Origin of the sequence: Psychromonas sp. CNPT3 (assembly GCF_000153405.2) — a bacterium.
Lineage (GTDB): Bacteria > Pseudomonadota > Gammaproteobacteria > Enterobacterales > Psychromonadaceae > Psychromonas.
Map to the genome: position 1 here is coordinate 2,429,432 of NC_020802.1, position 26,240 is coordinate 2,455,671.

General features: G+C 36.8%; 23 protein-coding genes. 2 read left to right on the plus strand and 21 right to left on the minus strand.

What is annotated here, in order from left to right:
• Positions 1–57: 57 nt before the first annotated feature.
• Entirely contained in the window at positions 58–1,494 is a 1,437-nt protein-coding gene (locus PCNPT3_RS10650) for a sigma-54 dependent transcriptional regulator (protein WP_041771540.1), read from the minus strand.
• 291 nt (positions 1,495–1,785) lie between these two features.
• On the opposite strand from PCNPT3_RS10650, the gene fliS reads away from it, so the two are divergent.
• Together fliS and PCNPT3_RS10660 are read left to right on the plus strand one after the other, a co-directional pair.
• Positions 1,786–2,181, plus strand: a complete 396-nt coding sequence (gene fliS, locus PCNPT3_RS10655) for a flagellar export chaperone FliS (protein WP_015465875.1) — start codon at positions 1,786–1,788, stop codon at positions 2,179–2,181.
• An 11-nt stretch (positions 2,182–2,192) separates the two neighbouring features.
• Positions 2,193–2,492, plus strand: coding sequence for a hypothetical protein (locus tag PCNPT3_RS10660; protein WP_015465876.1), 300 nt, complete (start codon positions 2,193–2,195; stop codon positions 2,490–2,492).
• 101 nt (positions 2,493–2,593) lie between these two features.
• On the opposite strand, the gene PCNPT3_RS10665 is transcribed toward PCNPT3_RS10660, so the two are convergent.
• The 20 genes from PCNPT3_RS10665 to ihfB all read right to left on the minus strand — a co-directional run bounded on the left by PCNPT3_RS10665 (position 2,594) and on the right by ihfB (position 26,191).
• Positions 2,594–3,190 carry a DJ-1 family glyoxalase III gene (locus PCNPT3_RS10665; RefSeq protein WP_015465877.1) on the minus strand — a complete coding sequence of 199 codons (597 nt, stop codon included), beginning with the start codon at positions 3,188–3,190 and terminating at the stop codon, positions 2,594–2,596.
• Positions 3,191–3,301: 111 nt separating this feature from the next.
• Positions 3,302–4,783, minus strand: coding sequence for a DUF2264 domain-containing protein (locus PCNPT3_RS10670; protein WP_015465878.1), 1,482 nt, complete (start codon positions 4,781–4,783; stop codon positions 3,302–3,304).
• 236 nt (positions 4,784–5,019) lie between these two features.
• Positions 5,020–6,069, minus strand: coding sequence for a glycoside hydrolase family 88/105 protein (locus PCNPT3_RS10675; protein ID WP_015465879.1), 1,050 nt, complete (start codon positions 6,067–6,069; stop codon positions 5,020–5,022).
• Positions 6,070–6,178: 109 nt separating this feature from the next.
• A complete protein-coding gene (gene kduI, locus PCNPT3_RS10680; protein ID WP_015465880.1) occupies positions 6,179–7,009 on the minus strand; it encodes a 5-dehydro-4-deoxy-D-glucuronate isomerase in 831 nt (276 codons plus the stop codon).
• A 144-nt stretch (positions 7,010–7,153) separates the two neighbouring features.
• Positions 7,154–7,594 (minus strand): PTS galactosamine/N-acetylgalactosamine transporter subunit IIA, encoded by a 441-nt coding sequence (gene agaF / locus PCNPT3_RS10685; RefSeq protein ID WP_015465881.1) that lies wholly within the window; start codon positions 7,592–7,594, stop codon positions 7,154–7,156.
• 62 nt (positions 7,595–7,656) lie between these two features.
• On the minus strand, positions 7,657–8,526 hold the full coding sequence (locus tag PCNPT3_RS10690; RefSeq protein ID WP_041771298.1) for a PTS system mannose/fructose/sorbose family transporter subunit IID: 870 nt from the start codon (positions 8,524–8,526) through the stop codon (positions 7,657–7,659).
• Between the two features lies 1 nt (position 8,527).
• Positions 8,528–9,301 carry a PTS N-acetylgalactosamine transporter subunit IIC gene (agaW, locus tag PCNPT3_RS10695; RefSeq protein WP_015465883.1) on the minus strand — a complete coding sequence of 258 codons (774 nt, stop codon included), beginning with the start codon at positions 9,299–9,301 and terminating at the stop codon, positions 8,528–8,530.
• Between the two features lie 45 nt (positions 9,302–9,346).
• Positions 9,347–9,841: a PTS sugar transporter subunit IIB gene (locus PCNPT3_RS10700; protein WP_015465884.1), complete on the minus strand. Its 495-nt coding sequence runs from the start codon at positions 9,839–9,841 to the stop codon at positions 9,347–9,349.
• Positions 9,842–10,883: 1,042 nt separating this feature from the next.
• A complete protein-coding gene (locus PCNPT3_RS10705; protein WP_015465885.1) occupies positions 10,884–12,041 on the minus strand; it encodes an SIS domain-containing protein in 1,158 nt (385 codons plus the stop codon).
• Positions 12,041–13,342, minus strand: a complete 1,302-nt coding sequence (gene kbaZ, locus PCNPT3_RS10710) for a tagatose-bisphosphate aldolase subunit KbaZ (protein ID WP_015465886.1) — start codon at positions 13,340–13,342, stop codon at positions 12,041–12,043. Before kbaZ ends, PCNPT3_RS10705 begins: the two co-directional genes overlap by 1 nt.
• A gap of 724 nt (positions 13,343–14,066) precedes the next feature.
• On the minus strand, positions 14,067–15,455 hold the full coding sequence (locus PCNPT3_RS10720; RefSeq protein ID WP_015465888.1) for a tetratricopeptide repeat protein: 1,389 nt from the start codon (positions 15,453–15,455) through the stop codon (positions 14,067–14,069).
• Positions 15,456–15,466: 11 nt separating this feature from the next.
• Positions 15,467–17,443, minus strand: a complete 1,977-nt coding sequence (locus PCNPT3_RS10725) for a motility associated factor glycosyltransferase family protein (RefSeq protein WP_015465889.1) — start codon at positions 17,441–17,443, stop codon at positions 15,467–15,469.
• A gap of 624 nt (positions 17,444–18,067) precedes the next feature.
• Positions 18,068–20,131, minus strand: coding sequence for a flagellar filament capping protein FliD (gene fliD / locus PCNPT3_RS10730; protein ID WP_015465890.1), 2,064 nt, complete (start codon positions 20,129–20,131; stop codon positions 18,068–18,070).
• A gap of 110 nt (positions 20,132–20,241) precedes the next feature.
• The gene (locus tag PCNPT3_RS13580; protein ID WP_015465891.1) at positions 20,242–20,625 is read right to left on the minus strand and encodes a flagellar protein FlaG; all 384 of its coding nucleotides are present in this window, start codon (positions 20,623–20,625) and stop codon (positions 20,242–20,244) included.
• A 95-nt stretch (positions 20,626–20,720) separates the two neighbouring features.
• The gene (locus PCNPT3_RS10740) at positions 20,721–22,421 is read right to left on the minus strand and encodes a flagellin N-terminal helical domain-containing protein (RefSeq protein WP_015465892.1); all 1,701 of its coding nucleotides are present in this window, start codon (positions 22,419–22,421) and stop codon (positions 20,721–20,723) included.
• 263 nt (positions 22,422–22,684) lie between these two features.
• A complete protein-coding gene (locus PCNPT3_RS10745) occupies positions 22,685–23,371 on the minus strand; it encodes a MaoC family dehydratase (RefSeq protein ID WP_015465893.1) in 687 nt (228 codons plus the stop codon).
• 36 nt (positions 23,372–23,407) lie between these two features.
• Positions 23,408–24,124, minus strand: a complete 717-nt coding sequence (pyrF, locus tag PCNPT3_RS10750) for an orotidine-5'-phosphate decarboxylase (RefSeq protein WP_015465894.1) — start codon at positions 24,122–24,124, stop codon at positions 23,408–23,410.
• A 192-nt stretch (positions 24,125–24,316) separates the two neighbouring features.
• Complete coding sequence (gene lapB, locus PCNPT3_RS10755) at positions 24,317–25,489, minus strand: lipopolysaccharide assembly protein LapB (RefSeq protein WP_015465895.1); 1,173 nt, start codon at positions 25,487–25,489, stop codon at positions 24,317–24,319.
• Positions 25,490–25,496: 7 nt separating this feature from the next.
• Positions 25,497–25,784 (minus strand): LapA family protein, encoded by a 288-nt coding sequence (locus PCNPT3_RS10760; RefSeq protein WP_015465896.1) that lies wholly within the window; start codon positions 25,782–25,784, stop codon positions 25,497–25,499.
• Positions 25,785–25,903: 119 nt separating this feature from the next.
• Entirely contained in the window at positions 25,904–26,191 is a 288-nt protein-coding gene (gene ihfB / locus PCNPT3_RS10765; RefSeq protein ID WP_015465897.1) for an integration host factor subunit beta, read from the minus strand.
• Positions 26,192–26,240: the final 49 nt, after the last annotated feature.

The window sequence follows — 26,240 nt, forward strand, 5'->3', positions numbered from 1 at the left end:
AAAAAACACTATGTTTTACATGCAGTTAGACTTAACGTGCCAGATAAATGACAGGTATTATTTACTTAAACCATATTTTTTCATTTTTTCAACTAACGTAGTACGACGCATTGATAATAATTCTGCAGCATGAGAAACAACGCCATCTTGGCTATCAAGCGCTTGTTTTATCATCTCTATTTCAAATTCGGTTAACTTATCTTTTAAATTCATCCCATCTTGAGGTAAATGTCCTAAAAACCCTAAAGAGCCATTTAAGACCTCAGTATCTTCTGTAACCTCTGGAATATATGAAAACATATCACATAAGGCGTCACGCTCAGCGATAGCCTCTTGCTCTTCACTGTACTCAATAACCTCAGTGTCTTCACCTTGCGCATCTACATAACGATATTTAATCGGCAGATCACTAAGATCAACGATTTTATTGGCATTTAATATCAATAATCGTTCTAAAAGATTAGATAATTCGCGAACATTACCCGGCCAATTATGTGCCATTAACGATTCTAACGCCCGCTGCGTAAAACGTAAGGTCGCTTTATGATCAACTTGTAAGCGCGCTAATAATTCTTGCAATAATAAAGGAATATCTTCGCATCGGTCGCGCAGTGCTGGTTTCTCGATAGGAAATACATTTAAACGATAATAAAGATCTTCCCTAAATTTACCTTCTTCGATCAGCGTTTCTAAATTGCGATGCGTCGCCGCAATAATACGTACATCAGCTTGTATCGTTTTAACACCACCAACACGTTCAAAAGTACGCTCTTGCAATACACGCAATAACTTAACTTGCATTGGCATCGGCATATCACCAATTTCATCTAAGAATAAAGTACCGCCATAAGCAAGCTCAAAACGCCCTTTACGCTGGGCAAAGGCCCCCGTAAAGGCGCCTTTTTCATGTCCAAACAATTCACTTTCTAATAATTCAGCAGGAATAGCACCACAGTTAATCGGCACAAAGGGGCCTTTATTACGTTTTGATATATCATGAATTGCACGGGCAGCCACTTCTTTTCCCGTACCCGATTCCCCTAAAATCAAAACATTGGCTTTACTGTCGGCAACTTGCTCAATCAAATAACGAATATCTGCAATACGATCGCCTCGACCAATTAAGGCATTCACTAAATACTTATTGGTTTTATGTAATTTTTGTTTAGGGCAATTAAAAGACTGACAATAATACAAAAACTGCATTAACGAGGCATAAATCATGGGTTTGGTTAATACTGCGATGTGATTATCATTATCAACATTGATTTCGCCGGATAAAGTCAAAAAAGCACTACGAGGAAACTGTTGAAATAAGTCAGAAGAGACTGCGCCTAAAATAATGGCTAAGGGACGCACTTGATTTACTTTATCTAATAATTCTGCTTTTTCAACTCGCTCACATGTTTCGCCAATAAAATTAAATACTGCAGATAGTTCATTGTATTGTTCTTGGTCGATATCAACCACATAAATTGGAAATCGTTGTTGCATGTTACCTGCTCTAAAAAATAAGGTTTTCATAAGTTTAAACGTAAAAGGTAAAAATGCGAACAATCCATGTCAAAAAAGTGACGGAGACTAAATTATGACGGTTTTAATTTGTTAAAATTTAAAATGTTGGTTCGATTTTTGCTTTATCCTGTATAGACCTATTGCATAAGTATATGACATCTAGTTTACATGCAATAAAAAAAAAGTTAATTAAAAGCATTAAATTATTCTAAAAAAACCCATTTAGACGTAAACTTAATAAGAACATCTCGTTAGTAAGGAAAATTATACATGCGCTTGTCTCTAAAAAAATATCAAAACACCAGCATGACTCATGTTGAACAAGCAGATCCACATGCACTTATCTCTTTGATAATGCAACATATACTGGGTAATCTCGCAGCTGCAAAAGGGGCCATAGATCGCAAAGATATTGAAAATAAAAACAAACTATTGGGCAAAGTGATTGGCCTTATCGGAGAGCTACAAGATAGTCTAGATATGGAAAAGGGAGGTGATATATCGCGCCATTTATATGACTTATATTCTTATATGATAAGCCAAGTTACCCAAGCTAATATGAAAAATGACACCAGCCCATTAACGGAAGTTGGCTCGCTCATAAATGAAATAAAATCGGCATGGGATGCGATACCTCCTGATGTTCGCCGACAATATGATCGCTAAGAAGGTGCTTTATGCTCAATATACAAACTCAATTATTGGCATTATTTAAGCTACAAACGAAACTTCATCAAATTCTTGACGATGAAAACTATGAGCTATTTCAACAGCAACAAGTTTTTTTTTCCGATCAAGTCAATGCGCTTTTGTATAATAACCCTGAGCCTATACTCGTGGGTGTTATTGATGATTTAAAACGTTTAGAGGATGCAATAGCAACCCTACAAAGTAGATCAAAAAAAGTCCACCAGCAACTTAAAGATAAATCTTTATTACAAAAACGTAATAAAAGTAAAATCCAAGCCTATAAATAATTTAAAGATAAAAGAGACGTCTCTTTTATCTTTAAATAGGTGAAATATGTGCAATAGCGCACATTTCACAACGCTTACTCGTCTAAGAAGAACGGCAGACTTTAAGAAACAGGCCAATGCTCAAAATAAATGTGATCTGCTTGCCAGTCCACTTTATTACGATCCCTTTTAGGATCTCGTTCATCACCGAGTAATAATTTCGCAACACTAAATGCAAATTCAAAACTAACGCCCAAACCTCGTCCGGTGACAATATTCCCATCAATCACCACTTTCTTTTGTTGGTAATTTCCATCTGCATATTTATCGCTGAGGCCATCACCGGTTGTGTAATTTTTCCCTTCAAGTAAATCATGTGCGGCTAATACTTTTGCGCCAGAAGAACACAAGGCGCAGATATACTTCCCTTCTTGCATGTGTCTTTTTATAAACGAAATAACCTGTGTATTCGCCGATAAATTATCAGTACCAACAGGCCCACCCGGCATCATCACTGCATCGTATGTTTCTGTAACACGAGAGTCTAACGTATGATCGGCTGTGATCCGCGTTTCAAAATAGCTTTTAAGGGCAGTCGTTTTCATAGAAGATAATACATCGACCTCAATATCTAGTCTGCGCATTATATCGATAAAGACAACCGCTTCTCCTTCTTCAAAGCCATCTGCAAGTAAAACGGCGACTCTTTTTTTTAACATTTTAATTTCCTTTGTTATATATATTTTATTTACAAAACGAAAGGCAAGAATACGTACTTGCATCGTTTTTTATTATTTGTGTTAACGGTGCCCTATTATTCAAATTCTGGATCAAAAAAAAGCCCCCATTTTAGAAGAATAACAAGTGACACCTTTGCGTAATAAATTATTTTTGGGTCTATCAGCCCTTCCGGTTAGCACCTCTTTACACTTTGATTTGATACTTTGCTTTTGCAATGCTCGCGAACAAGGATCTTGATCTTTGGTATAATCTTCTTTAAAAATAACCACGACTTCTTGGGTCTTAGAAATACCAATAACCTTAGCGGCAATCGCATCTATATCAAACTCAAAGTCGCCCTGCTCAATCGGCAAGGGGCTTTCAACGCAGTCCCAAAGATTAATGCGTTGCCCACAATAAAGTGCAATATTAAGCGCGCGCATGGACCAAAAACAACTCGCGGGGCCACTATAATTATCAACAAGACGCGCGTCATCACTAAACATGCCTTGTGTCGGAGCGCCATTTTTCAACGCATCATGTGCAATAAAATACTCAAGACTCATTCTAAATGCGCGCTTTGCCTCGCCAACACTTATCGCCGAACTACCTTGATCTAATGATGCAAGAAGAGGCACAGCGGCGGCGAGTCGATAACAAGCACTACGACCAAAAAAAGGAATACCTTGTGGGGTAAAAAAGTAACGATAATTTTTTACGTGCGAGGCCATTGCTTGATGAATAAACTGCGCATCAAAATCAGGATCAATTTGATCTAACCAATACAATGAATAATGAAATCCCCACGCATTATAATAATCATAATTACCTTTAGCACCATCTCTAAACCAACCATCGCCTACATAAAATTCTTTTATGCGCGCATATTTATCATGGGCGATAAAATCTTCACCACTGAGACTTTTGATCACAAATTGCACCTTTAGTACAAACAGATGCCAATTATTATCAACCGTTTTACAGTGATTAATTTGCTTAAACCAGGTCATGATTTGTGTTTGTTGCACTTTATTATATTGATCCCAAATAAAATCTTTGGCTATCCACAGCGCTAAAGCAAGATCTGCACTTTCACATATTTTCTGATCATGATCAGAAAGTATCCCCCAGTAACCTCTATGCGCAGGATCAGTGCCCGCTAAAAAGGCGCTAAACAACATTTGTTGCACATCAATCTTCCGGCCTTCCATTGCCGTTAAGCCCTGCATATTGCCTTGATTTGCATGTAACCAAGCGGCCAGCGTCGGCAAAACGCGGCTTACCCCTTCAAGTGCATCCGTTTTTGCACTTTGTTGGCTAGGGCGCCCAGGGTAGTAAGCATAAGTATTATCCCATAGCGCGTAATGCTCAAAGGCTTCTACTACATAAGCACTTAATAAATGACATTTTTGTTTAAACGCAACATCATCTTGTTGAAAAATCTGTTTTATTTTTTTATCATTGCGGTGATATTTAGATTTTTTATATATTTGACGACGCACATTTTCTTTTAATAAGGAGCAATACATTTTGGCATCGGGATGCTCACAAGGGATATGTGGTCGTTGTGTTTCTTTTATTTTTACACTCATCGTTTAAAATCTCCTCTAAGGAAAAACCCTAAATTTAGATATGCTCCCTAAAATGTGTCTACGAATGTAACCTTTACTTTTTCAGTATCGGTATCACGATAATGAATAAAAATCGCGTTGCTGCGTAAACATAAAGCACTTAATTGACATCCCTATCAAAAAATAATGTGCTATAAATAAAAAAAGAAAAATATAATATGCTTATATTTTCCTTTTAATATCAATAGAGACTAAATTTATTCGCCGAGCAACATCACTTGTGTGGCAGCAAGAATAAAGGCGCCAGCACCATAATCAATATTATGCTCAAATTCGACATCACGCGGATTAAAGGCAGGTAACTGTACCCAACCGATCATGCCATTATCATGAATACAAGGTAGTAATGCATCCCATGATTTTTCAACAATGGGTAAATAGATGTCTTTATCTAAGATCTCGTTATTGAGACCCCAAGCTAGACCGTAACAAAATAGTGCCGTTGCACTACTTTCAGGGGCTGGAAACGCCTCTGGATCTAATAAACTTGTGCGCCAAAAACCATCAGCTTGTTGATATTTAATAATTTCTTTCGCTAGGTTTTTATATAATTCAATGTATTTAGGACGATCTACATAATTTTCAGGCATGTGTGCAAGTATGCGAGGCACAGCGGCTAAAACCCAAGCAATACCACGGCTCCAAAATACTTTTTCACCATTGGCTTCACGCAGTTCAGTGCGCTCAATATTTGGTATATAACGCTGGTCGCGATAAAAAAGCCCTGTTTCAGGATCGTATAAATGCTCAACTGAATCCCAAAAAGCAGTATTCATATACTCTAAGTAACGAGGATCCTTCGTCAATTCAGATAGTGCTGCGAATCCCGGGGGGGCCATAAATAATGAATCAGACCACCACCAATCTTTACGTCCTAATTGAGGATCATCAAGCATCAAATCAAATGCTTTAATGGTTGGCTCAAGCGCTTCTTTTTGATTAACGACAGGGTACACATCTAAATAGGCTTGTACGCAAATATGATCATCGGCAAAACGTGCATTAGGGCCCGTTCTAAAACCGGTATGTAACGTATAATTCATTACCCCATCAAGATATTCACTGTCATCTGTTGCTTTCCAAGCGGCTGCAACTGAAGACCAAAAGACACCACGTTCCCAATCAGTATCTTTAATAAAACGGGTTTTACCACTGCGTCTAAGTACGCTACGTGTTTGGTTTTGTGCTTGATAACGATAAACTCGTTTCATCGCTTCTAATATGTTTTTTTTACTGCCAACCGACATTTTAATCTTCCTTATATAGGCTAGTTAAACACTGTAAATCAGATTTACAGTAAAATTGTTATCTTATCAAAGATGAGCTTTTAAAATAAAAGCTCATCTTTATTACAAGCTATTTAAGGTCACGCAGTGCAACATGATCCATGTCGTGGAAGGTTTGATTTTCACCTACCATTCCCCAAATAAAGGTGTAACGCGCGGTGCCTACACCTGAATGGATTGACCAACTTGGGCTTATCACTGCTTGTTCATTGCGTAGCACTAAATGGCGAGTTTCTTGAGGCTCACCCATATAGTGAAATACGATGTTATCGTCACTCATATCAAAATATAAATAAACTTCCATACGTCTTTCATGTGTATGACAAGGCATCGTATTCCATAGACTACCAGGAGCAAGCTCCGTCATGCCCATTACTAATTGACACGTCGGTAATACAGCGGGGTGGAAGTATTTATAAATCGTACGTACATTACAGTTTTCAGCAGAGCCTAATGTTTCAGGCGATGCATCTTTACGTGTGATTTTACGTGTTGGATAAGCATGATGTGCGGGTGCGCAGTTAAGATAAAATCGTGCAGGATTTTTATCATCTACACTTTCAAAAGACACTTTTTCTGCGCCCATACCGACATAAATTGCTTCACGAGCACCAATCTCAAACGTTTCACCATCAACAATCACGCGTCCAGCGGCACCAATGTTAATAACACCTAACTCACGGCGTTGTAAAAAGAAATCAACACCGAGCTCTTTACCACCTTCCAATTCAAGGCGACCTGATGTTGGTAAGATACCGCCCACTATAATACGGTCAATATGACTGTAGGTTAGATTAATCTGACCTTCTTGAAATAAATTTTCAATTAAAAAATGCTCACGTAATTGCTCTGTATCGAGTTGTTTTGCATGTGCACTATGAATAGGTTGACGTATTTCCATCTGAAACTCCTAGGTAACTATTTTTCATTTAAATTAATGTCTGCTTTTTAAAGTAAAAGCTTAACTTTTATACTTTACTCTTTTGCTTAAAAAATATGCAAGAATATGATTTATATACTCATGCAAAGTAAAAGAATAAAAAAATCACAATCCATCCGCACATTCATCATCAGCAGTATTTAATGCCAATGTAAATTGTTGACGCATATCTTGTATGCTAGACGTGCCGATTTCGATTAACATTTGAACTAACTCTTTTAAGCTAACATCGTCTCGTTCAAAGACTGCATTGGCTATCATGGGTAAATTAACACCCGCAATGACTTCTTTATTTTGACTTTTAATAACGAGTGATAAGGCCCGATTAGCAGGTGAGCCACCGGGTAAATCTGTTAAAAACAAAACGCCCTCGCCAGTATCAACGGCATCAGCTGCAATATTAAGTGCATTCTCTAATTCATCTGTGGACATCGACGTTACAAAATCAACAAAGGCTAAGTTATCTTGATCGCCAGTAATAGCGTGCACGGCAGATGCCATACCCGTTGCAAAATTAATGTGCCCTGAAACAACAAGACCAATCATATCCCACTCCTTTAATAAGAAAAAAGGAAGAGAGAGGCCTCTCTTCCTTACTTATTTACTTGTTATACAATTCCGAAAACATGACCCACAACACCCGCAGCTAGCGTTGCAAAAATAAGCACTGGCGGTTTTGACCAAAAACCCGTTTTCTTAACCATCATTAGCATGAAGAAGACTAAAGTAAGAGGCAGAATATTCGGCATTATTTTATCAAATAATGCACTTTGCAACTCGACCACCTTGCCACCCATTTCGAGTGAAATAGTCGTTTTCAGGTGAATAAACGAAGCAGATAGTGCGCCGATAACAAAGATACCCATAATGTTGGCAGCTTTTGCTAAACGCTCTGTTGTATCGCCCATATTAACCATGGCGGCTGTTCCTGCTTTGTAACCCATAAATAACAAACCAAAGTACACAAAGAAGTGAACGATTTGATATAAGAAGAAGAATACAAAAGGACCGGCTATTGAACCATCAAGCGCAATAGATGCACCGAGTGCCAATGTTAAAGGCATCAACGTCATGTGATCGATAGCGTCGCCAATCCCGCCTGTTGGGCCCATTCCTGCTACTTTCATAACATTAATAGTTGATGGCTTTTCTTTGTTTTCTTCCATCGCGATGGAAGTACCCAATAAGAATGTAAATAACTTAGGACTCGCATTAAAGAACTGCAGGTGATTTTTAAGCGCAACCGCTAAATCGCGTTTATTATTACCGTGGATCCTTTTGAGCGCGGGGATAATAGAGAATACAAATCCCCCACCTTGCATACGTTCAAAGTTAAAGTTACCTTCCATAAACAGACCACGTAACCCACACATCCAAAGATCTTTTTTAGTGATAACTTGGCGTACAGCAGTGTCTTCATAAGCATCAATATCTTTACTCATTGAGCCTTGGACTTGAGCATCCATTTCATTTTTCATATTAGATCCCATCTTCAAAGTCCTCATTGCTAGTATTTGAATTGTTATTGTTGCTACTTGCACTAAAGAAGTAATATATCGCAGCCGCTGATGCGCCTAATACCGCAACAGCCATAACAGGAAGGTGTAAATAGGTTGTCATTACGAAGCCAATAAAGAAGACACCCGCCACCTCTTTTGACCACATCATTTTAAGTAGCATTGCAAAACCGATTGCAGGTACCATTTTCGCGCCAATACCTAAACCAACTAACAATACTTTTGGTGCATTTTCATCAATCCATGCAGCACCATGCTCACCAAAGTAGATGGTAAAGAAGGCTATCACGGCATATAACATGGCCCGTGTACATATCGTTGAAATAAGGAGTCTATCAATGCCTCCTGGATTTGCATTATCAGCGTGTTTATCCGCAATACCCATCGTAAATGACGTTACCGCAAAGAAACCGATGATCAACATTTGCATTAATACTGCAATCGGCATACCGACACCCATCGCAACATCAGCAGATTGTCCAGTCATAACCGCAAAGGCTACAGCTGCAATCGTACCCATGGTTACATCTGGTGGCTGTGCGCCTGCATTTGGCACTAAGCCAAGCCAAGCTAGCTCAAGTGTTGCACCGGCTATCAGACCGATTTGCATGTCTCCCATTATAAAACCAACTACCGGTCCCGTAATAAGAGGGCGATGAATGTTCAGCGCGACATCGTACTTGTCGATACCACAAAAGAAGGCCCATATTGCAACCATCGAAGCTTCAAAGATCATGATTTATTCCTTTTTATGTCTTTAATGTTAAGTAAAATATTTCGTTTATTTAGCAACTAATTCAATAATGTCGACCGCTTTTTGATCCGGTGTATTTTGCACTGTACAAGGTACACCTTTGGCGATAATACGTTTAAAAGCATCCATATCTGCATCATTGACAGAAACTGTTTTGGTGATTTGACGCTTACCATCGTGATAATGCATATTGCCAATATTACATTGGGTAATAGGTACGCCACCTTCAACTAACCGAGCAACATCCATCGGGTTATTACACAAGATAAATATTTTTTGTTTTGCGGAAGCTTTACCGATCACATCAATTGTTTTTTGAATATTAAAGAAACGCACTGCATATTCACCCCCCGCAGAGGCTTTCATTCCTGCTTGCATAAAAGCAGCATTGGGTCCTTCAGCAGCATCATCATTAGCCACTAAAATTAAATTAGCCTCGGTATGTTTTCCCCAAGTGATCCTAATTTGACCATGTAAAAGACGTTCATCAATACGCGTCCATACTATATTTGTGTCGCTCATTATCTCTCTCCATTTTGATCGAAAAATTTACTAAATAGAGTATCTACTATCTTTCATTTTGTTTCTTTGATGGACTGCACAAAAAAACAAAAAGGCGTTTCAATTCTTTAAATAAATATTAAATATTAATTTAAATGAGAATAACATTAGTTTTAAATGGCGGAAATTATGGATTTAAAAGGGAATAGACAACGCATTAAAAGGTTATTTTTCAGTAAAAAAACAGGACAACAAAAACAATTAACACGTTAAAAAACAGTGGCTTATATTAAGCTGAACTATTTACCTCAAGCATTTACCCTTACAAATAACAAGTGATAAACATTCAGAGAATAAAGTAACAACCTTGCTGTTATATAGTAATAAAAACAGAAAATAAAAAATAAAAACAAATAAGATCTATAAACCACCTTTTTTTTTGATATTTTAATGTTTTCGTTTCATTATTTTTATAAAAAACAAAAAACAGTATGTTTTTAATTTTGTTTTGTATTGTTTTATTTGATAAAAAAATAACATAGACAAATCACCCGATTTTTCATTTATATAACAGATAAAATTTGCGCTAGATATACAAGGCTCATTTGCATATTGAAAATATTAAAAAACAAAAAAAATGGATTAAAATATGAGGTCATTCTTCTTTTAAATTATTTATCTTTTTTTTCTCAAAATTTGTCGAAGTATATAAAGGTGAAGGGACTATCAAGTAATGATTGTTTTTATTGTGAGGATTTATCTTGATTACTTTTTTTATCATGTTGATTTTTAAATAAATTGAACAATATATGAAAAAACAAGAAAAAATAATATTATAAAATAAAACGAAATAGAAATAGAAATAGAAATAGAAATAGAAATAGAAATAGAAATAGAAAAAGAAAAAGAAAAAGCATTCATCTTAGTCATCGATTTATGCATTAAAACACGTAAATCCATTTAAACAGCAACATATCCGCTTAACAATAAGACGAAATAGACAATGCGCCACTAAAAAAAAAGAGTAGCCAAAACGGCTACTCTTTTTGGGTAATATAATTACTTACAAAGAATGGATCGTTACGCCTTGTACGACGCGATTAACTTCTCCACTCGGACAAGGTTTATCCGGAGAGTTCTTAATTGCTATTGCACGATGGAATGAATAAGCTTGCGCAAATAACATGTAAGGGAATAATAATTCGACATCGCCGGCCTGTTGCATATTAGGTACATAAATATACTCACCATCGGTAACGCTATCATCTTTTTGCGCCGTGATCGCCAGTACTTTACTTGCGCGTGCATCTTTACGCAATTCCGCTAATAAATCTAAATCATATAAACGGGTGTAAGGATCATTAGAAATAAATACAACAATAAATGTTGTCTCATCAACAATGGATTTTGGACCATGACGGAAGCCAAGAGGTGAATCATAACAAGCAACAACCTGACCTGCCGTTAGCTCTAACAGTTTTAATGCCGATTCTCTGGCTAAGCCTTTAAAGCCCCCACTGCCTAAATATATAACCCGTTTATGATCATACGTTGCTGTCTCGGTTATATTTTCATGCATCGTTTCAAGTAATACACTTGAGACTGCAGATATATTTTTCATATCAGTTAAAAAAGGAGTTTTATAAGATAAAACTAAAACAGCCGCTAATAACATACAAGAAAAACTAGAGGTCATCGCAAATGATTGATCATTTGTTTCTTCAGGCATTAATAATGCCAATGCATTCTTATTACCTTGGCATTGCTGATATAATTTTCCTTCTGCATTACACGTAAGGATCAAATGAAAACAATTAGAAAGACATTGATCAGCCAGCTCCACAGCAGCTAAACTTTCTGGGCTATTACCAGAGCGAGCAAATGACACTAATAATGTTGGAATATTTTCAGAGAAATATTGTTTTGGGTTTCCAACAAGATCCGTTGTAGAAATAGCCTCAATACGGCGTTTTAATTTTTCAGTTAATGCGGGTGCAATCGACTCTCCTGCAAAAGCGGATGTACCGGCACCCGTTAATATGATGCGTAAATCAGAATAGGCATCAATTTTAGTTAAAAGAGTCTGTATATCATCACTGGCGTCGCTAATAAGATCGACCGTTTTTAACCAAGAACTTGGTTGTTGAGATATCTCTTTTGCTGTCCAAAATGCGGATAATTCATGTAGTTCTTTTTCCGCATAACCCAAATACTTTTCCATTACAAGTCTCCTTTAACAGCAACTCGTTGTTTACTGGCTTGCGCATAACTACGTAATACATGACGAATTCTATCTAAAACCAATTCCTTAGGTGAATCAGTGATCAACCCTTTTCTTAATGCATCAAATTGTTGAGGCATATATTGGCTTAATAGAGGAAAAGGGATCTTTGATTTTTCAATGTTAGAAAATAATATTTCTTGTGCATTTTGTATCTTTTTATCAGGCCAGTAATAACGAACACGATCACTGAAACTAAACGTGCGAGCAAAACGTTGCTCTACCTCATTGCCTTGGTAATATTTTTCCCAATATTCAGGTGAAGCGCACATCTTAGCTTCAACGGTCTCACGTAAATGACTGCAATCTGCTTCAGGCTCCATATTTTCCTCGATAGAGCAAAGATCATATAATGCTTCACGCATTGCAAAAGTAAGCGCTGGACCCACTTTTAAAATAGCAAAGTGTCCTTCAACGAGGGCATGATAGGCTTTATCTGTTTGATAATCGGTAGAATGCGCTTCGAATATCATATGCGGATAAGCATCGACAACAGCACTAAGTTCACTGGCTTTTTCTGGGCAATAATCAATAACGCCCGTATGATCAAATTCAACACCAGGTTGCACGACAAGACCAATAACGCGATCCCAACAACTTTCAACACCCACTTTAGCAAAAGCCTGTTTATGCGTGTTAATTGTCTTTTTAGCAGCCTCTGGTGAGGTGACTTCTAATTCAAGTAATTCTTCTAATGCGCCACCTGGTACCGGTACTTCTGTACCAATAACATAAACGATATCGCTACTTCCAAATTCTTTTACGGCAGTATCTTCTGCAATTTTAGCGAGTCGAGCTGCTCTATGAGCAACGATCTCATCAGAAAGAGGCACCGGATCATCTGCACAAGACATACTACAATCAAGGTGAATTTTTTTAAATCCTGCTGATACATAAGCAACAATGAGAGCATCTGCATTTTGCATCGCTTCTTTTGCGTTAGTATTTTGCCAGCGATTAGGACCGAGATGATCTCCACCAAAAATAATGCGCTCACTAGGAAATTTAAGTGTGAATGCTTTTTCTAGAACAAAATCAATAAAATCTTTAGGGGTCATACCTGTATAGCCACCAAATTGATCGACTTGATTAGATGTCGCTTCGATAAGTACAACTGAGTCATCTTCTAAGGCTTGAGATAATGCGGCTTCAATAACAAGAGGGTGCGCAGAACATACAGAGTAAATTCCACAAGATTCTCCCGATTTATGTCGTTGTACAATCTGTTGAAGGGTATTCATTAACTAACTCCAAAATATAGTAATGTGATCTAATAAAAATACATTTTCTTTTTATTTATGATATTTAAAATTTTCATCTATATAAGTACACCCAGTATTAAGCGCATTTATATATAGCGCATTAATACTCAGCACTTAGCTATATAGCTAAAATCAAAAACCAAAAATAAGTGAAACGTTTATTTTATTAGTACATTTAAAATTTTCTTTATTCGCTAAATGTAAACGTAATGCGCTCCATACTAGCGATCGGATCTTTTCGTCATATAAACCCTCTACAATGAAGTGTAAAAATAAAAGGAAATATACAACGAAAGATTTATCTTTCGTTTTCTTTCGCTTTATCGTAACGCAAGCAACAAAGGAGAACAACCGAAAACACAAAAAAGACCAAAAAGCTTGATCTCTTTCACAGTCTTTCGACAAAAGCGCGTCAACAAGCAACATTTACGTTACCTTTTTTTTTATATGTAAGCATTCGCTTTCAAAAGACACAATAAAAACAAGAGGAAAAAAGCAAGAATATATAAAGGGAGAGAAAAAACTAAAAAGCAGTTTAGACGACGCTAACAATATAGAAATACATGTCAGAATTATTCAAAGATTTAAATTGATGTAAAAATACTTTTATTATAAAAGAGGCGTTGCCTTATCGATGAAAGATATCGAGAATAAAATATTTAGAGAAAAAGAAAGATTGATCATTGAGGATCCATCCCCGGTATTATTTCTTCTCCTCTAATATTAATTTAATTTCATCACAAAAATCTGCAACGACATTGTCCCAATTGGGCTCTCGTTTTTTATAAAAATAACGTGCATTTTTTTCAGCCAAAAGAGCCGTAAACTCCCCCCCTTCAAAAAACACCTCTTTTGTAGGTGTAAACATCCATGACTTAACACCTAAACGCGTCGCAAACATTAAGGCTGCATTGCTCGCAGAGATAACCAGATCTAGATTAGAAATTAAAGCCCCATAATGATCAAAATCAGAATCAGCACCACAGTCATTAAAATGTAATATATCAACGCCATATTTATGCTTTAATTCATCGCGTTCTCGTTGATGCTCTCCGAACTGCAAATTAACCCATTCAATACCTGGTATTTTTAATAAGGGCAATAACGCTTCTAATGGCATTGAATCTACATTGTTATTATTCACTTTCCCATGAAACCAAGATATCCCAACATGGAGTTTTACTTGGTTAGATTTTTTTCTTTTATCCTCGATTAAATGAGGCGCTATCTTAAGGAGGGGCTGTTGCACAAAAGAATAGGTTGAAAGTCGATATAAATAAGACAACGAACCCGCTAGTATTTGTAGATCTACTTTTTGATCAATACAATGCGTTGTATTAATTTGCTCAAAAGATAAAATAATTGCCCCTGAGAAATTATATTCATACAGTTTTTTTAAACGCGGGTCGCAAATAATATAAGTCTGCTTCGCATCTAAAATTGCCTCATCAAAACAACCGCTATAGGCTAAGTTATCACCCATACCTTGCTCTGGATAAATAATAATAACTTTATTTACAAGTGACTCTCCGTTCCATTTAGGTGCAAACCAGTGTACTTGATCCTTTATTTCTTGGCGTTCAAGACGACTATGAAAGCATGTCCAAGCCGCCTTATATTCTTCAAAATATAATAATATAGGATATAAATTAAACTTAGCTTGATGATGATCCGGCTCGATTTCGATTAATTTTAAATACACCTCTCGTGCCTGTTTATATTCGCCTAAATGGAATAATGCGAGTCCTATATCTAATAATATATGGCTATGTCCCGTTTGATTAAAAAGCCCTTCTAATATTGTGAGCGCATCACTATATTTTTCTTGCTTTAAATAATTACACCCTAATAAATGCACTAAGACATTCGATTCTTCACCTGACAATATTGTGAGTACTTTCTTTAAATTTTCTTCGACTTCATCAAAACGCTTTAATGCGATCAAATTTGTAACGAGTAATTTATACGCATGCGGCTCTTGCGGCGCCGCATTGATTATTTTTTTGCATAATGCAATGGACTTAATATTGTCACGCTTTTTAGCAAGCGTGCCAGCGCGTTTTAATTTTAATCGTAACTGTCGCTCATCCATAAAATATCCTATTAAGCTTTGGCTGGCTGATTAAAATTTTCCGCAAGATCATTAACCAGCCAGGTTAAGTGCTCATTCATTTTATTTAAACTAAATCTGATAAAAAGTGCTTGTTGAGACGTGTCCTGGTAACGATAAACGTTACTCGCAACGCTCGATTGTAAGTAATTAAGGGAGCCACTCATAAAGCGATGAAAAAGTTTTTTTGTTCGATCGTTTTCAATATTTTGTATGAATTCATATTGTAACGAGAAGGCATTCAGCATTGTTTCCCTATCACTCACAAGATCCGTATAGGCAATAATTTGTGTCATGTATTTATGAAAATCAACCAGTAAACGCCTAAAATCAACACTAAGATCTCGACTTAAATGATAACTGTTGTCAAAGTTTTTTGTTAATAAAGATTGTACGACCTTCGCTTTATACTTAATGGGACTTAATTTTTTAAAATTTTCAACGCGGATAGCTTTTGTAAACATAATGGCGGCACCATCACTGCTATTAATACATTTCACATCACGATTTTTATCGAGTAACATCTCCAAAACGCCACGCGATCGATCAAAAATACGCGTAGAAAAGACAGAGTCACTAAAGCTACCCGGCACCTTAAACTCGCCTTGCATTTTAAAGTCGCTCATATCTTCAAAATAGATACTGCCTTGTGCATGATGCTCATCTTCTGACTTGAAACCATAATCTAAGCCAAATAAATATAACTTTTTAAAGCCCATCGCCACCGCTACTGCCGTTGATGCATTGGTAACGGTTGGATTACAGAAAAAGAGTTCTTTGTATTTTGTAGAAATATAATCATGAATAAACGAGGTGCCTGCATCACCCGCCTTTAATGCTATATGCGTCTTTTTAAATAAATCCAAAATTTTAGGGTAAACGGTATTTAAACAAATAAGATCTATTTTCTTTAATGTTTGTGCATGGCCTATTTTTTTCACCCATTGGTAGATACTCGCGGGCCGCTCTTGCTCCACATGTAAATCTGGAATGATGCCATAATTTAATAAGGGTTTTAATGATGTTCCAGATGAAATAATAATCGCATTATTTTGATTTTCTTTTATATACGCAAGGCAATGATCGAGTGATGGCCCATTTCCTATAATAAAAACAGGCATTTTCTGCTTATTTTTCTTACCTTTATTTAATAAAATAGGAGCCTGATCTTCCGAGATATTAGTTAATGTATGACTAATGCCGATCACTTCATCCTCACAAAATCCCCAACCACTGCGAAAACGATAAGCAAGATCATTAATCGTTTTAAACGCATCATTGGTCTTATCACTACAATAGTGCCGATATAAATACATGTTAACGACATTAAAATAACCTCTTTTCTTAAAAAAGGCGTTAACCTCATTAACATATTCCATTTCACCACCACCAACTTTAATGATCAGTTCCCCCCCATTTTCACGGCAATGGTGAATGATTTCAGCAAGATCAAGACAATGTAAGGTGGCAAAAAAACAATCAGGCTCAGGTTCAAAAATAAAGGCAGAACGGATAGCACTTTGACTAAAAAGAGATTCAATATGATAACCTAAACCAGAGCCTATAATAGCGAGAAAAGTTATCTCTCCCTGTTTTTTTAATTGACTCGGTCTATCGGAGCATAGCTCTTCTCTTCTTTTTTCAAAGATCTCATGGATCACTTTTTCATGCTGGTAATTTTGTTTTTCTTGTTTAAGAACATCAAAACTAAAATTAGGAGGGGCTATAAAAAAAGCATCGACTTGTGCCTGACTAAATAATTTAGGATCACCATTATAAACAAATTTTCCCGCACTCATTAAATTAACCTGATCTTGCTCATCGATCCCTAATTGCATCTTTGATGGCTGATAATTTTTATAAAAATTATAAAGATCCGGCATTTCCATTTTCAGCGTGAGCATGTTTTTTATGAATGTAGCTCGTAATAACTGACTTTGAATTTTAACAATGAGAGGATCTGCTGGCATGCTTTAAAAACCTTATTAATTTAACGGATAAATAATATTCACATATAATCATTTAGATCACATAACAAATATCATTTTAATATAAAGAAAACAGATATACAATATCCTGTATTTTTAACAAGGAAAATGCGTCATAAATTATGACGTACTCACTATAAATACTATAAATTATTATTTAGTCTAAGTCCGCCGAGATAGACCCATTTAGGATCTTTACACACAAAAAAATATATGACCCTTTCAGCTATATATACCCGTTATCATTCAAGGTTAAAAATTAAGAAAGTGGCGAAGCAAATATATTATAGGAAGAAAGTTGAAGGTATAACGGCTTTAACTGAAACGTTCTTATGCAGAAGATGTTTGCCTTTAAGCTTCCGCTCGTCAGTCCGAAAACTAATTCAGCGTTGCTGTATTTGATAAACGCGGGGCATTGTCATCATACTGCGCCTTGCCTTAGTATCCGAACTGACACCTGAATAAAGCACTTTGATTGGTAATGGATATAAAATAAGGGATTGAGCACGATAAAAAGAAGGCGGTAATGAATATTCGTGTTAAAAAACGATTTTCCACATTAAATATTTTAAATTATTTAATGTAGAAAATAAGAGGATCGTGATGTTAATCTCGTGTATAACCCGGTAACGCTTTTAAAGAGTTTTTTAAATTGGTCATGGTATTACCCATCATAGAAACGGCCGAATCCATCGCATTAAAGTTTTTATATAAACGTGCTTCTAGTTTATCCATTCGGTATATTAAACTTTCTTTTCTAGTATCAAGTAACGCTATTTTCTTATATAAAGAATCTACTTTACCATCGATAATGCCACTACTTGTACTCGTGTCACCACTAGAGCCCGATATATTACTATCAATAATACCCGATAATAAATTATTCATCAATTTAGTCATACCTTCGGCATAAGTCACATCGCCACGAGGACCTAAAGCACCCCCTTCTATTAATAACTTGATGCCTGTAGAATCGCCTTTTTCTGATAGTAAAAATTGACCATCTCCATAACCTAAGTGACCGTCTATTTTACCGTGTACATTACTACCCGTAATCCCCGCTGATACAACACCAACACCAAAATCAGCATAAAAATCAGCACCCACTTCATTAAAAGCCAAGCTTGATCCCGATCCATATTTATTGGATGTAAAAGAAAGTTTACCCGCGTCATTGAGCACACTAATACTGATCCCGTTTTTTATGAAATTAGGATCTGAATTTATTTTCAACTGCATTTCTGTTGCTAAATCATCAATGGATGCATAGGTTTTTTGACTCAGTACAATATCTTCAGAAAGATAGCCATCAATACGCATTTTAAACGTATCATTACCTGAATTAACGGATGGAGTCAGGCTAGATACAAGCCCATCCTTAAGTGTTGCTTGTGTCGCTAGCTTGAGAATTTCAACATCATAAGTCCCAGGCTTAGTTAAACTACTATTTTTATCAAATGAAACTAAAGTATCACTCGCAACACCTGTTGCCGTAAAAAAGTCAGCAATACCTTGCATGTCATTCTTTAATGCATCTTCAAACTTTGAAGAGTTTAATTCTAACGTACCATCACGTTTCGTTAAAATACCTAGGTCAGCAAAACTATGGATGCTACCTTGAATATGTTTAACCTGTGTATTTAACACGCCACGCATCATACTTTTTATATTACGGATCGTTGAATCACCGTTTAACACACCGTTATTATCGGCTTTAGCGCCTTTATAAGAGGTTAATTCATTCATTTTAGCAAACGTGGCATTATAGTTTTCAACAAAAGCTTCTATCTGCTCTTTCACTTTACTATTATCAGCATCAATTTTAAGTGTTACTTTTTTACCCGGCGCAGTTTCACCATTAATATTTAAAGTCACACCTTCAATGACACTGGTGATCTCATTACTATCACGAGTAATTTGAATGCCATTCATCACAATGATGGCGTCTTGTGCCAAAGATGTTTGCTCTAAATTTTTCTGAGTTGCAGTATACGTAAAGTTATTTAAAGCATTCGAGCTAGGAAGAGCGTCTCCGTTGGCATCTGCCACCGTTATTTCTAATGCATTCTCTTTACCTGTTGTTTTACTGGTTAAGACTAACCGGTAATTATTACCATCATTAATAATCGAAGCATTAACACTATAATCACCATTATTAATGGTATTACGTAAGCCTTCTAATGAGTTATTTTTACCATCAATCGTGATTTTTTCGATAGGCCTATCCGCATTAACAGAAAAATCACTGCCATCCTCATTATAAGCCCCAAAACGCAACGAAATAACACCCTCACCAATAGGATCTTTAACACTCGAAAAACTACTATTAGCGCCAGAAACGAGTGTTTGTGCTTGTGCTTTTTGTTTGATTTCAAACTGCCATGTACCCGTTTGAGCACCCACACCGAGTTTTGTATCAAGAATGGAAGTATCACTACTTGAAGCACTGGCGGCTGAAAATGTAGAGCTATAGGCGAGGTCTTTATAAGACGATTTAAAATCATCAAGATCACCGTTAAGTAATCCATAAGCAGAAATTATAGCGGTGGCTTTGGCATCTTCTTTGGTGATTTTAGATAAAGCAGGATCTTTTTCCGCCCCAACAATTGCACCAACAATTGCATTAATATCAAGTCCAGAGCCAAGCCCTGTTGAAGTTACTGATGACATATGAAACTCCTTAATTGATATGACTCATTAATGCACGAATATCACTATCTAAGCAAGAAATGAACCAACATCACCACATATAATTAATATTTAGCTAAGTTACTCTTTAGCTATACTTTGGTATCAAACAACATTCCTTTAACACCGTCCATCTTTTTTAATAAGATCACTAAATCTTCTGATGGAATTTGACGAATAACCTCATCCGTTTCACCATCAATCACCGATATAATGACTTGTTCAAGCTCTTTATCAATATGAAAAGAAAGGTGACTTTGCATGCTACTCATAAAATCATTAATCTCAGCAACGGTCTCTTCAATGTTATCAATACCCAGTTTCAAATCTTTAGGATCACTTTTAGCACTCATACTATCGAGGGCTTTATCTTCCTTGATCTGATCCTTAGTATCGATCTTTTCGACGTCTCGTTCCTTCGAGGTTTCATTCGCCTGTCTATTTATAGGTGATGATGAAATAGTAAAATCTGACATATAACCTCCACAATAATCCATTGTTATAAATAGCGAAAAAGCCCCCTATTGCTAGGGAGCTATATTAACACTATATAAAGGTAGCACCCTCATCTTTAACCAAGTAAAGAAAGTACACTTTTTGCTGATGCATTTGCTTGTGCTAACATCGAAGTACCCGCTTGTTGTAGAATTTGCGCTTTACTCATTTTAGAAGTTTCAAGAGCAAAATCTGCATCTTGAATTCGAGAGTTAGATGCTGACAAGTTTTGTGATACATTTTCTAAATTCGAAATGGTAGAGCCCAAACGGTTTTGTAATGCACCTAAGCCCGCACGTGATCCACTGATTTGTCCCAGTGCTTTATCAATCGAAGTAATTGCACTTGATGCACCCGCCATTGTAGATACGTTGGTGCCTAAAGAGCGGATAACTTTACCACCCATTTCATTACCCATACCAATTTTTGCTAGTGCAGTTGCTTGTGCTGCTTGACCATCCGCTTTAGATGTCACTTCAATTGCGCTACCATCTTTAGAGCTTAGTACAAATCCACCACCTGTAACTTCAGTTGCAGTAACTCCCGTAAGTTCTGTCAGTGCATTCACAGCGCCGAGTAACTCACCGGCAGTACCGCCAGTCGATACCAAATCAATGCCATTAATTTGAATTTTATCTTCTTTTAACACGGTCGCAGTATCTAATGCAACAGTAGAGTCAGTTGTTAATGTACCCGCACCATTTGATACTAAGAAACCTGTTTTAAGTGTTTCAACACCCGCACTCGGATCCCCTTTATCATTAATACTAATCGCAGAGCCATCAATACTTTTAAGTGCAATAAAACCAGTACTTGTAGCGGCAGTTAAACCAGAGTTATCCACTGTACCACCGATAGTAATATCTTTGCCTGTATCATTGGTTAATAGTAAGCCACCGTTATCATCTAAAGAAGCTGTTACGCCACCCACATCACGGTTAATTGTTTCTACTAAGTTAGACATAGACGATGTTGCGCCCAGTGTAACCGTTGCATCGTCACCAATTTTAATTTCTAATCCCGTAGTGATACCAGATACCGCTTTACCTGCTTCGGTCGATGCACCTTGAACAACATTATACGTTGTTGCCATAACACCTGTTTCTGATGTTTTATCATTAATTACATTGGCATTAGCCTGGGCTGTATTACCGGTAATATCCGTTGCAGTACCGATAGTCACGCCATTGATATCAATCGTTGATTCAGCAATTGCGCTTACTACACGGCCACCATTAAGGTCGGCTTTGTTCAAATCGCCATTTAGGCCCAATGCATTAGTACTTACAGAATCGATAGAAAAAGTTAATGTTTGACCTTCATTAGCACCGATTTGTAGCGTAGTACTACCCGCTGTACCATTAAGTAGTTTTGCTCCATTAAACTCTGTTGTTTCAGCGATACGATCTAATTCTGAATGCAACTGATCCACTTCTTTTTGAATGGATTGTCTGTTTGATGATGAGTTAGTATCATTGGCAGACTGTACAGATAGCTCACGCATACGTTGCAAAATATTGGTCATTTCATCCATAGACCCTTCTGCAGTTTGTGACATTGAAACACCATCATTTGCATTACGTACGGCTTGGTTGATACCTTTAATTTGTGATTGCATTCCCGTAGAGATTGCAAGACCCGCAGCATCATCTTTTGCACTATTGATACGTAAGCCAGAAGATAGGCGTTCCATTGCTTGGTTACCTAACGCTTGTGATTTATTCAACTGACGTTGTGAATTCAATGACATCACATTGGTGTTTACTACTTGAGCCATAATCTACTCCTAGGTTATTTTCTGACTTTACTTATAAATATAAAGCAGTGTAATTGTGTATATATCTTGTATCGACCGCTTAAAAAATAACTTTAAACTTTTTTTAAAATTTATTTTACTTGCCGTGTCGCTTCATTTTCAAAACAGTCGATATTCAGACTTAAATACTATATCGACTGCCTACAAAATAACTTTAGGAAATTAATTAAAAAAAAAGCTTTAAGGTTTCATCCTTAAAGCTTTTGGGGGATAGGTATATAAACTTAGAAGTAGACCCGAACGACAGAAACCGCTACACAGGCGGGCCTACGCGTGTTTTTTATTTCAACAGAGATCTCTTTCTCTATTTCTAAACCGCGCTTTATAGGGGTTACTTTAATTAAACGACTGTGTGCTCGCACCACGCTCCCTGTTTTTATCGGATACGGAAAACGTACTTGGTTTAAACCATAATTGATTGTCATCTTCGCCCCCGGATAAGGCGATTTTTCAGGATCTACACTGTCCGTTAGGTAAGGCAATAACGAAAGTGTTAAAAAACCATGCGCAATCGTCGTCTTAAAAGGCGATTCTTTTTTTGCTCTTTGTACATCCGTATGTAGCCATTGCTTGTCTTCTGTCACGTGTGCAAATTGATCAATACGCGTTTGCTCAATCGCCAACCAGTCGCCCACATGCACCTCTTCACCAATTTGAGCTCGCAAGGTTAAAAACAATTCACGCGCTTCGGGTGAAAGGTTGACCGGCTTTTGCGCTACATTAATCGTTTTTCCATCTTTTAAGATACTATATTCTTTCACCCACAAACGAAATTGCTCACGATTCGAATGCGCTCTTTTAATACAAAGAGAATAGTAATCACGAATAGTCGGCGACATCCATGTACTAAAATCGAAAGGGAATTTTTCCATAAATTCTATTTTATATTTCTGTATATCAAACTTTTTCATTAAAATTCCAGTTAAACCTATTTTTTCAAGCGCATTCTACAGTAAAGAAGCATTAATTTCAGTTAACACTTGCATCGGATTAGTCGCCTGCGTTATTGGTCTGCCAATAACCAAATAATCAGAGCCTAAATCCATCGCCTCTCGAGGTGTTTTAATGCGTCTTTGATCTCCAGCGTCACAGCCCTGAGGCCTAATGCCAGGCGTAATTAGTTTAAACTTCGCGCCACATAAAACCTTCAATTGCGCGGCTTCATGGGCAGAGCAAACCACACCATCAAGGCCTGCTAATTGTGTTAATTTAGCCAAATGTTTAACTTGTTCGCTCAGTGATCGAGTGATCCCAAGCTCTAACAAATCACTTTCGTCCATACTGGTAAGCACAGTGACGCCAATTAAAAGTGGCGCTTTATCTGCATAAGGTAAAAGCGCCGTTTTAGCAGCTTGCATCATGCGCCGGCCACCACTGGCATGCACATTCACCATCCACACGCCAAGATCTGCAGCCGCTTTTACCGCTTTGGCCACTGTGTTAGGAATATCATGAAATTTTAAGTCTAAAAAAACATCGAAATTTTGCTGTACTAAGTTTTTAACAAAATCCGGTCCAAAATGGGTAAACATTTCTTTACCTATTTTTAAACGACAAACAGAAGGATCTAAACGGCGAATAAAATTGAGCGCCTCTTGTTTATTACTATAATCTAATGCGACCAATACTTTGGGATCGTTTTTAACCATACTTTCGTTTTTCATGTTTTATTTTTCTTTTATAGTGATAGCAATGGAATTAATTAAGTTTTCATGTATTGCGCAGGAAAAATTAACACTAGCAAGGCGTGAGTTGCAGGAGATAGTTTCTCTCACTTCAAAAATCACAACGCAGGTAGGGATAATTTCAACAAGCAAGACGGCTAACCTTTTAGTTCCTTTGCTATTAGGTAATGTTCATTCGCCATCGAGACCTCTAATAGGTTTTATCCGCCCCCATTTTTTACATGATGGACATTGCCAATAAATTTTCTTGCTCGAATAACCGCATTTTCTGCAACTGTATTTCGGCCTTAATTTTATTTGCTCTGCGACTAATTTTTGTAAGAACGTCAGGCTTTCTTTTTCGCTATTCGATTCTGCAAGCTGCAAATGATAGTGCATTAAGTGACTAAAACCTTGCATAGTGGGGTTACGGCGTAACTCTTGTAACATAAATATTTGCGCTTTTTTATTACCCTTATATTTAGCCACTAATTGTGCAAGCATGATCACAGAACTTGCCCCTCCCCCTAAACTCACAATACGATAAAGCTCATTGATAAAATCTTTTTCGGTGCCAATACATTGATGAAGGTGTAACAAACGAGGCAAAATCACTTCAGTAAAATCAATGTCATGCTCAAGAACAAGCTCTAATGTTTGCAATGATTTATGGTGTTTTTGTTGATCTAAATAATAATCAGATAAGGCGAGGATCGCGTGTATACACGCAGGATAAGTTGCTAATGCTTTTTTATATAAGCCTAATTTTTTCTTAATATCAGAGAGCTCAGTGAGTTCGTCCGCCAAACTACAATATAAATAGGATAATGTGCGATTATTATTTTTCCCTGATACCAATTTATTAAGTCGCTCAGTCACTGATATGGCTTCTTGCCATTCTTTTAATTGCTGATAAATATTTAATAATTTTTCTAAGGCAACTTCCTGATATTCAGGTGACTCTTTTAATTGTAAGAAGATCTCCTCACTACGATCAAAGAGTCCGGACTGATAAAAATCATTACCGAGCTGCAACAAGGCTAAATCACGTTGCTCTCGCGTTAGACTAGGACGGGCTATCAAATTTTGATGGATGCGAATAGCGCGATCAACTTCGCCACGTTGGCGAAAAAGGTTGCCTAATGCAAGATGAGTTTCAATGGTTTCACTATCGACTTCAAGTAACGCAATAAAATGATCTACCGCTTTATCCGGTTGGTCACTTAATAAGAAGTTTAAGCCTTGTACGTAATCTCGGCTAAGTTTATTACCTTTCTTTTGTTTTTTTTGATGAACGCTACGCACACCCATATACCAGCCGTAAAAGGCTGCGACAGGTAACAGGAGGAAAAAGATTTCTTGCACTAAACGCTCACTCTTCGACTTTTGATGAACGTAAATTATTTAATTCTTTACGTTGTTTTTTATTGTTTTTGATAAGTTGGCTATTTTTAAATTTTAATTTTAAATAGAAATAAAAGGAGAATAGCATTGCAAGACAAAAACCAAAGAAAAACATGATGGCAAGTAACGTGGACAAGCGTAATTCACTTTGTGCCAGTACATAGTTAACATTCACTATTTGCTGATTTTTAAGGCTAAAAAGAAGAGCCACAATAAACAATAAAATGCTAAAAACAAGCGTAATAAGACGTTTCATAACGGATCCTAAACGAAGTAACAATATTTAACATTATATTATAAAACAACACGGGAATAAATCTGCTATTTTATTTTTGAGATAAAAAAGGTGCTTTTAAAGCACCTTTTCTTTAGACATTACGCATTATGGATATTAACACGCTCTCGTAATTCTTTGCCGGGTTTAAAGTGAGGGACATACTTCCCCCCTAATTCGACTTTATCTCCTGTTTTAGGATTACGTCCAATACGTGGGGCACGATAATGTAACGAGAAACTACCAAAACCTCGGACTTCAATACGCTCACCTTGAGCAAGCGAATTAGTCATTAGCTGTAGAGTTTCTTTTACACTGTCTTCCACTTCTCTGACCGACAATTGAAAGTGCTTGTTGGTCAATTTTTCAATTAAATCTGACTTAGTCATAATACACCTCGCATTCAATAACTTATATAACAAACCAACACATCCATGC

What these genes read in the sequence shown, in the direction of transcription:
- PCNPT3_RS10725 (WP_015465889.1), bottom strand. Translation starts at nt 17,443, where the DNA reads ATGCCAGCAGATCCTCTCATTGTTAAAATTCAAAGTCAGTTATTACGA.
- PCNPT3_RS10690 (WP_041771298.1), bottom strand. Translation starts at nt 8,526, where the DNA reads ATGAAAAATGAAATGGATGCTCAAGTCCAAGGCTCAATGAGTAAAGAT.
- ihfB (WP_015465897.1), bottom strand. Translation starts at nt 26,191, where the DNA reads ATGACTAAGTCAGATTTAATTGAAAAATTGACCAACAAGCACTTTCAA.
- fliD (WP_015465890.1), bottom strand. Translation starts at nt 20,131, where the DNA reads ATGTCATCAGTAACTTCAACAGGGCTTGGCTCTGGACTTGATATTAAT.
- PCNPT3_RS10745 (WP_015465893.1), bottom strand. Translation starts at nt 23,371, where the DNA reads ATGAAAAAGTTTGATATACAGAAATATAAAATAGAATTTATGGAAAAA.
- PCNPT3_RS10760 (WP_015465896.1), bottom strand. Translation starts at nt 25,784, where the DNA reads ATGAAACGTCTTATTACGCTTGTTTTTAGCATTTTATTGTTTATTGTG.
- agaW (WP_015465883.1), bottom strand. Translation starts at nt 9,301, where the DNA reads ATGATCTTTGAAGCTTCGATGGTTGCAATATGGGCCTTCTTTTGTGGT.
- PCNPT3_RS10705 (WP_015465885.1), bottom strand. Translation starts at nt 12,041, where the DNA reads ATGGAAAAGTATTTGGGTTATGCGGAAAAAGAACTACATGAATTATCC.
- agaF (WP_015465881.1), bottom strand. Translation starts at nt 7,594, where the DNA reads ATGATTGGTCTTGTTGTTTCAGGGCACATTAATTTTGCAACGGGTATG.
- PCNPT3_RS10700 (WP_015465884.1), bottom strand. Translation starts at nt 9,841, where the DNA reads ATGAGCGACACAAATATAGTATGGACGCGTATTGATGAACGTCTTTTA.
- PCNPT3_RS10660 (WP_015465876.1), top strand. Translation starts at nt 2,193, where the DNA reads ATGCTCAATATACAAACTCAATTATTGGCATTATTTAAGCTACAAACG.
- PCNPT3_RS10665 (WP_015465877.1), bottom strand. Translation starts at nt 3,190, where the DNA reads ATGTTAAAAAAAAGAGTCGCCGTTTTACTTGCAGATGGCTTTGAAGAA.
- kbaZ (WP_015465886.1), bottom strand. Translation starts at nt 13,342, where the DNA reads ATGAATACCCTTCAACAGATTGTACAACGACATAAATCGGGAGAATCT.
- pyrF (WP_015465894.1), bottom strand. Translation starts at nt 24,124, where the DNA reads ATGAAAAACGAAAGTATGGTTAAAAACGATCCCAAAGTATTGGTCGCA.
- PCNPT3_RS10650 (WP_041771540.1), bottom strand. Translation starts at nt 1,494, where the DNA reads ATGCAACAACGATTTCCAATTTATGTGGTTGATATCGACCAAGAACAA.
- PCNPT3_RS10675 (WP_015465879.1), bottom strand. Translation starts at nt 6,069, where the DNA reads ATGTCGGTTGGCAGTAAAAAAAACATATTAGAAGCGATGAAACGAGTT.
- kduI (WP_015465880.1), bottom strand. Translation starts at nt 7,009, where the DNA reads ATGGAAATACGTCAACCTATTCATAGTGCACATGCAAAACAACTCGAT.
- PCNPT3_RS10670 (WP_015465878.1), bottom strand. Translation starts at nt 4,783, where the DNA reads ATGAGTGTAAAAATAAAAGAAACACAACGACCACATATCCCTTGTGAG.
- fliS (WP_015465875.1), top strand. Translation starts at nt 1,786, where the DNA reads ATGCGCTTGTCTCTAAAAAAATATCAAAACACCAGCATGACTCATGTT.
- PCNPT3_RS10740 (WP_015465892.1), bottom strand. Translation starts at nt 22,421, where the DNA reads ATGGCTCAAGTAGTAAACACCAATGTGATGTCATTGAATTCACAACGT.
- PCNPT3_RS13580 (WP_015465891.1), bottom strand. Translation starts at nt 20,625, where the DNA reads ATGTCAGATTTTACTATTTCATCATCACCTATAAATAGACAGGCGAAT.
- PCNPT3_RS10720 (WP_015465888.1), bottom strand. Translation starts at nt 15,455, where the DNA reads ATGGATGAGCGACAGTTACGATTAAAATTAAAACGCGCTGGCACGCTT.